The organism is Streptomyces sp. NPDC058401 (assembly GCF_042722885.1).
Classification (GTDB): Bacteria; Actinomycetota; Actinomycetes; order Streptomycetales; family Streptomycetaceae; genus Streptomyces.
The window spans coordinates 1-4,018 of sequence record NZ_JBHXKA010000256.1; the positions used below are offsets into that span (position 1 = coordinate 1).

General features: G+C 75.1%; 5 protein-coding genes and 1 pseudogene. 3 read left to right on the forward strand and 3 right to left on the reverse strand.

Translation table 11 applies throughout. The features are described 5' to 3' along the window. Positions 1–315, forward strand: a pseudogene (locus ACFWNV_RS39385) (serine hydrolase); the annotation flags it as partial. Here the strand turns inward: ACFWNV_RS39385 and ACFWNV_RS39390 are convergent. Beyond that, a complete protein-coding gene (locus ACFWNV_RS39390; RefSeq protein ID WP_383957085.1) occupies positions 312–683 on the reverse strand; it encodes an ArsC/Spx/MgsR family protein in 372 nt (123 codons plus the stop codon). The pseudogene ACFWNV_RS39385 and the gene ACFWNV_RS39390 sit on opposite strands and share 4 nt — an antisense overlap. Before the next feature lie 106 nt (positions 684–789). On the opposite strand from ACFWNV_RS39390, the gene ACFWNV_RS39395 reads away from it, so the two are divergent. Beyond that, the gene (locus ACFWNV_RS39395; RefSeq protein WP_250743574.1) at positions 790–1,053 is read left to right on the forward strand and encodes a hypothetical protein; all 264 of its coding nucleotides are present in this window, start codon (positions 790–792) and stop codon (positions 1,051–1,053) included. Positions 1,054–1,056: 3 nt separating this feature from the next. On the opposite strand, the gene ACFWNV_RS39400 is transcribed toward ACFWNV_RS39395, so the two are convergent. Then, positions 1,057–1,365, reverse strand: a complete 309-nt coding sequence (locus tag ACFWNV_RS39400; protein ID WP_383957088.1) for a hypothetical protein — start codon at positions 1,363–1,365, stop codon at positions 1,057–1,059. A gap of 132 nt (positions 1,366–1,497) precedes the next feature. After that, on the reverse strand, positions 1,498–2,619 hold the full coding sequence (locus ACFWNV_RS39405) for a PP2C family protein-serine/threonine phosphatase (protein WP_383957091.1): 1,122 nt from the start codon (positions 2,617–2,619) through the stop codon (positions 1,498–1,500). 76 nt (positions 2,620–2,695) lie between these two features. On the opposite strand from ACFWNV_RS39405, the gene ACFWNV_RS39410 reads away from it, so the two are divergent. Beyond that, a complete protein-coding gene (locus ACFWNV_RS39410; protein WP_383957094.1) occupies positions 2,696–3,412 on the forward strand; it encodes a VIT family protein in 717 nt (238 codons plus the stop codon). The last annotated feature ends 606 nt before the right edge of the window (positions 3,413–4,018 follow it).

Consider the following 4,018-nt stretch of genomic DNA (forward strand, 5'->3'; position numbering starts at 1 on the left):
CTGCTGGGCGGCCGGCTGCAGCCGCCCGCCCAGCAGCGCCACCTGTACGAGGTGCCGGACGTGCCCAACGCCCCGGAGAACACCTGCCTGTCGCCGACGGCCTGCTTCAGTGCGGGCGGCCTGATGCGGCACGAGGCGGGCGGCACCGTGGTCTGGGGCAAGACGGGCTCCGGCCCCGGCTGGTCGACCGGGGTGTTCGCCACGGAGCAGGCCGGCCGCCGGCTCGTCTACGCCCACAACCCGAAGCCCGGCACGTCCAAGAAGCAGCAGATCGGGCGGGTCGTGGCGTTCGTGGACGCGGGCTTCGCGGGTTAGGCCGTGCGGGAGAGGGCTTCGCGGACGGCCTCCTCCGAGCGGGCCACCACCGCCGTGCCGTCCTCGGCCGTGATGATCGGGCGCTGGATCAGCTTCGGGTGCGCCGCCAGGTGGCTGATCCAGGCCCCGCGGGCCGCCTCGGTCTCCTCGCGCGGCAGGTCCCGTACGCCGGTCTCCTTGGCGAGCGGGTCCGAGGTGCGGGTGATCTCCCAGGGCTCCAGCCCCAGCCGGCCCAGGACCTCGCGGATCTCGGCCTCGGACGGCACGTCCTCCAGGTAGCGGCGGACGGTGTACTCGGCGCCCTCCGCGTCCAGCAGGGTCAGTGCGCTACGGCACTTCGAGCAGGCGGGGTTGATCCAGATCTCCATGCCCGAAAGCTTAGCGAGACCTTGTCCGGCCAGGTCCTTTGTCAGTGGTCGCCGGTAAAATTCAAGGAGAAGGACAGGATGCCAACTTGCCTTTGGGAGGCTGTAGATGGCCACTGCCATGACCCTGCACACCATCGAGCCCGTCAAGAAGAAGCCGCTGCCGGCGGGGCTGCCCCGGGAGTGGTACGAGAGCCACAACCGGCGGCTGAAGGCGATGCGCCTGGCGATATCGCTGCTCGACTCGGGTACCTATGACGCTCAGCGCGCCACCAACCGCAAGATCCGCACGATGGCCGTCCGGACGGGCATCCGCCGGCCGTCCAACGTCACCTGCAAGATGGTCCGCTCCTTCATCCGCGACGCCGGGTAGGCCTCAGCCCGCCTCGGGGACCCTCGGGGAGCCCAAGCCCCGGCCCTGCTCCTCGGGCCGCGGCACGAGCTCTTCGAGGGTCTGGGCGGCCCGGGAGCGGTGGTCGGCTCCGCCCTCGGCCGCGCGCACCAGGGCCGGGCCCACCCGGGGCGGGGCGGGGGCCTCGATCTGCTGCTTCTGCACTGGGTCCGGCTCCGCCGCGGCCCCGTGCCCGGTGAGGCCGAGCACGATGGAGCCGTTGATCAGGGCGACGGCTCCGGCCGCCGCGATGACCGCCCTGATCCGCTGGTTGTGTTTGTACGGTGCGCGCATCGAACGGGCCTCGGTTTCCTTGCTGGAAGGGCTGGGAGGGCCGAGCGAAACACGGAAATGGACCTGAATGGGCGATTGTCGCCGTTTGGTCATGTGATCAGTACGGCGTGGTCACCAGTCACTGATCACCGGTCATCGGGCCTTGCCCGGCGCCTCGTCCCGCACCCTGTCCCCCTCCGCGGACAGGGACAGCACCAGCAGGGCCACGTCGTCGCGGGGCCCGCCCCCGGTGAAGGACCGCAGGTCCCGCCACACCGCCGGGGGCAGCCCCGACGGGTCCGTCGCCAGGACGGGCACGCGGGCGGCCAGCGGATAGAAGTTCCCCGCCGCGTCCCGGGCCTCGGTCACCCCGTCCGTGTACATCACGAGCCGGTCCCCGGGGAGGACCCGGAGCTCGGCCGGCTCCGCCGGGGTGGGACCGGCCAGGCCCAGGCCCAGCGGAGGCCCCGGATCCACGTCGACTTCCGAGACCGCGAAACCCCGGAGCAGCAGGGGAGGAGGATGCCCGCACGACACGATCCGTACGAGGTCCAGCCCGGGCGGGAACTCCAGCAGCACCGCCGTCGCGAAGAGCTCCGCGTGCGCCACCGACTCGGCCGCCGAGTCCGCCAGCAGCCGCCGGTCCAGCCGGGCCGCCACCGTCGTCAGCTCGGCGTCGTCCAGGACCCCCTCCCGGAAGGCGCCGAGCAGCGAGGCCACCGTGCCGACTGCGGCCAGGCCGTGGCCCTGGACGTCGCCGATCAGCGCGCGCACGCCGTAGGGGCCGACCCGTACGTCGTACAGGTCGCCGCCGACCAGGGTGCCGTGCTGGGCGGCCCGGTAAAGGCCCGCGCAGCCGACCGCGCCGACCCGTTCGGGGACGGGCGGCAGTACCGCGAGCTGCGCGGCCTCCGCGACGGTGCGCACGCTCACCAGCTGGGCGTCGCGGCGTTTTCGTACCCAGGCGACCACCACGCTGAGCACGCCGATCGCCGCGACGGTCGCGAGGTCGGAGCCCCGGGCGTGGGCGATCCCGAGCGTGGGCATGCCGATGAGGAGCAGCACCACCGCGGCGAAGACCGCCGTCCCGGCGGCCCCGTAGGCGAAGGCGGCGACGGGCGGGAGCCCGGCCAGGAAGTAGCCCAGCTCGACGTCGCCCGGGGTGATGCGCTGCACGAACACCAGCGTGACGAGGGCCACCGCGGGCGCGAGGCGGGCCCAGCGCGGCGGCGGCGCCCCGCGCAGCCAGCCCGGCTCCTCGCGTCGGCGTCTCACCCCTCCACCCTGATCCCGCCGCCGGAGGCGCGCACGCCGGGTGGCTCCTTCCGGCGGCGCCCGCGACAGTGGGGGCGTGACGGAAGCAGATGGTGCGGCGGCGACGGCGGCGCAGAGCGCGGCGATCAGTACCCGGCTGAACTGGCTGCGCGCGGGGGTGCTCGGCGCGAACGACGGGATCATCTCCACGGCGGGCCTCGTCGTCGGCGTCGCCGGGGCCACCACCTCGCGAACGGCGATTCTGGCGGCGGGCGTCGCCGGGCTGCTGGCGGGCGCGCTGTCGATGGCGGCGGGGGAGTACGTGTCGGTCAGCTCCCAGCGGGACTCGGAGAAGGCGGCGCTGGACCTGGAACGGCGCGAGCTGGCGGAGTCTCCGGAGGAGGAGCTGGCGGAACTGACGGGGCTGCTCGTGGGCAGGGGGCTGAGCGAGCAGGTGGCGCGGGAGGCTGCGGAGCAGCTGACGGAGCGGGACGCGCTGCGGGCGCACGCGCGGGTGGAACTGGGGATCAACCCCGACGAGCTGGCCAACCCCTGGCACGCGGCGGCGGCGAGCCTGGTGGCGTTCACGGTCGGGGCGCTGCTGCCGCTGCTGGCGATCGTCCTGCCGGGGGCCTCGGGGCGGGTCCCGGTCACCGTGGTCGCGGTCCTGCTCTCCCTGACCCTGTGCGGGGTGCTCAGCGCCCGGCTGGGCGGGGCGCCCACGGCCCGCGCGATCCTGCGCAACGTCGCCGGCGGCGCCCTGGCCATGGCGGTGACCTACGCGGTGGGCACCTGGCTGGGCACGACCACCTAACGGGCCGCCCGCGGCGCGGGGCCGGTCACGCCGATCGCCGTCTGCCGTCTGCCGTCTGCCGTCTGCCGACTGGGGCCCGCCGCGCCCAGTGCCCTAGGGAGCGGGCGGCTATGCCCTGACGGCCGACCACCTGACGCCCCCGGCGCGGACCGCGGCAGGCCGCCGAGCCCCCGCCGCGGAGGCCAGGGATCCCCTACCCGCCCTTCCACCGTTCCCCGGACCCCGCCCGGCCCCGCCCCTCGCGCACCGACCAAGTCGACGACACGACCTACGGGCCCTGGCCCACGCGGCCACCCAGCCGCACAGCCGGACGGCCGGGTAGCCCCGGCCCTCGGCCTCTGGCCTCTGGCCCCGGCCTCTGGCCTCTGGCCTCTGGCCCCGGCCTCTGGCCTCTGGCCCCGGCCTCTGGCCCCGGCCCTCGCGCCCCGGCCAGGCCGACGGCACGACCTGCGGGCCCTGGCCCACGCGGCCACCCAGCCGCACAGCCGGACGGCCGGGTAGCCCCGGCCCTCGGCCTCTGGCCTCTGGCCCCGGCCTCTGGCCCCGGCCCTCGCGCCCCGGCCAGGCCGACGGCACGACCTGCGGGCCCTGGCCCACGCGGCCACC